Annotated in this window: 3 protein-coding genes and 1 pseudogene; all 4 read left to right on the top strand. The window is 61.7% G+C overall.

Features of this window, described 5'->3' with window-relative positions:
• Nucleotides 1-239 (top strand): annotated as a pseudogene (locus AC1D0Z_RS19900) (bifunctional 3,4-dihydroxy-2-butanone-4-phosphate synthase/GTP cyclohydrolase II); the annotation flags it as partial.
• 42 nt (nucleotides 240-281) lie between these two features.
• Complete coding sequence (gene ribH / locus AC1D0Z_RS19895) at nucleotides 282-746, top strand: 6,7-dimethyl-8-ribityllumazine synthase (protein WP_477659900.1); 465 nt, start codon at nucleotides 282-284, stop codon at nucleotides 744-746.
• Between the two features lie 37 nt (nucleotides 747-783).
• A complete protein-coding gene (gene nusB, locus AC1D0Z_RS19890) occupies nucleotides 784-1,299 on the top strand; it encodes a transcription antitermination factor NusB (RefSeq protein ID WP_477659899.1) in 516 nt (171 codons plus the stop codon).
• 25 nt (nucleotides 1,300-1,324) lie between these two features.
• The coding region (locus tag AC1D0Z_RS19885) for a pyridoxal phosphate-dependent aminotransferase (RefSeq protein ID WP_477659898.1) at nucleotides 1,325-2,287 on the top strand (963 nt) is incomplete at its 3' end.

The raw sequence follows: 2,287 nt of genomic DNA, 5'->3' as shown, positions 1-2,287 counted from the left end.
TTGCCGTACTGCTCAACTGCGGGGAAAGCGCGGCGCAATTGCTGGCCCAGTTTGAAGGCACGGCACGCGCCAGCCAGGCACCTGAGCGCGGCCGCATGGACTTGCGCACCTACGGCGTGGGCGCGCAGATCCTGCGTGAATGCGGCGTGCACCGGATGAATCTCATGGGCAACCCGCGCCGCATGCCCAGCATGACGGGCTATGGCCTTGAGATCGTGGGCTACACCACCAAAGACTAGTCAATTCATTCAGTTTAAAAAATCATTCAAAAGGGATTCATCGTGTTTGGAGCAGAAAAAGGTTCAGGCGACAGGCTTGACGGCAGGAAACTTTTCATCGGCATCGTGCAGGCACGCTTCAATGAAAGCATTACCAATGCGCTTGCGGAAGCCTGCAAACACGAGCTGGCCGCGCTGGGTGTGCAAGAGGACAACATCAAACACGTCAAGGTGCCTGGCGCACTGGAAGTGCCCGTTGCGCTTCAGGCCCTGGCGGAAAGCGACAAGTACGACGCATTGATCGCACTGGGCTGCATCATCCGCGGCGAGACCTACCATTTCGAACTGGTGGCCAATGAGAGCGGCGCGGCCGTCACACGCCTGGCGCTTGATTACCAGTTGCCTATTGCCAATGCCATCCTGACCACGGAAAACGTCGCGCAGGCCGAAGCCCGGCAGGTCGACAAAGGGCGCGACGCCGCCCGTGTGGCCGTCGAAATGGCAAACCTCATCAATGAAATTGCCTGAGCGCCTGCTCCTGCACCCTTAACCTGAATGGCACCTCATGGCAGACCCCATCATCAAACCCAAACGCCCGCCCCAAACCCGCACCGGCCTGACCGACACCGGCGTCAAAAAGGCAGCGGACAAATCCGCCCGCACGCGCGCACGCGAGTTCGCACTGCAGGCGCTCTACCAGCATTTGGTGGGCCGTAACGAGGCCGATTCAATTGACGCGTTCACCCGCGACCTGGTGGGTTTTCATAAAGCCGACTCCGCCCATTACGACGCGCTTTTGCACGGCTGTATCGAAGGCGCGGCGACGCTCGATGCGCAGATCACGCCCCTGCTGGACCGGCCCATGGCCGAAATCTCGCCGGTCGAACATGCGGTGCTGTGGATTGGCGCCTATGAATTCACCCACTGCCTCGATGTACCCTGGCGCGTCGTGATCAATGAATGCATCGAGCTTGCCAAAGCTTTCGGCGGAACCGACGGCCACAAATATGTCAATGGCGTACTCAACAAAATGGCGCCTTCGCTGCGCGCCGCCGAAGTTGCCGCCGACAAATCCCGATAGGGGCTCGCCCCGCGAAAGGCCAGCCTTGAAAATTGCCCAGCGGGCTCAGCGGATTGAGCCCTTTTATGTCATGGAGGTTGCCAAAGCGGCGGCCGCGATGGCGCAGGAATTTGCGCACAGCGCATCGCCGATGATCTTCCTGAACATCGGCGAGCCCGACTTCACGGCGCCGCCCCTGGTGCAGCAAGCCGCCGCCCGCGCCATCGAACACGGCACCACGCAGTACACCCAGGCTACCGGCTTGCCGGCACTGCGTGAACGCATCAGCGGCTGGTACGCCACCCGCTTCGGGGCGCAGGTAGCCCCCAGCCGCATCATCATCACGGCGGGCGCCTCCGCGGCCTTGCAGCTCGCCTGCCTGGCCCTGATTGAAGCGGGTGACGAAATCCTGATGCCTGACCCCAGCTACCCCTGCAACCGGCATTTCGTCAGCGCGGCCGAAGGCAATGCGGTGCTGGTCCCCACTACCGCTGAAGAACGCTTTCAACTGACACGTGAAAAGGTGGAAGCGGCATGGAACCCCAAAACGCGCGGCGTGCTGCTGGCCTCCCCATCCAATCCCACAGGCACCTCGATTGCACCGGAAGAGCTGCAGCGCATTCACGAGTTTGTGCACAGCCGCGGCGGCATCACGCTGATCGACGAGATCTACCTGGGGCTGAGCTATGAAGAGCACTTCGGCCATTCAGCGCTCGCCATGCCCGGCGAGCTGGGCCAGAGCGTGATCAGCATCAACAGCTTCAGCAAATATTTCAACATGACCGGTTGGCGCCTGGGCTGGCTGGTGGTGCCTGAGGCACTGTCGCCCGTGATCGAGCGCATTGCGCAAAACCTCTTTATCTGCGCCAGCACGGTCGCCCAGCATGCCGCCCTGGCCTGCTTTGAGCCGGAGAGCCTGCAAGAGTACGAACGCCGCCGCGCCGAATTCAAGGCGCGCCGCGACTACTTCATCCCCGAGCTCAACCGCCTGGGACTCACGGTTCCGGTG

This window comes from Polaromonas sp. P1_E3, from assembly GCF_056405935.1.
The sequence above is the reverse complement of the archived record's forward strand: the minus strand, read 5'-3'. Positions and strand labels throughout refer to the sequence as shown.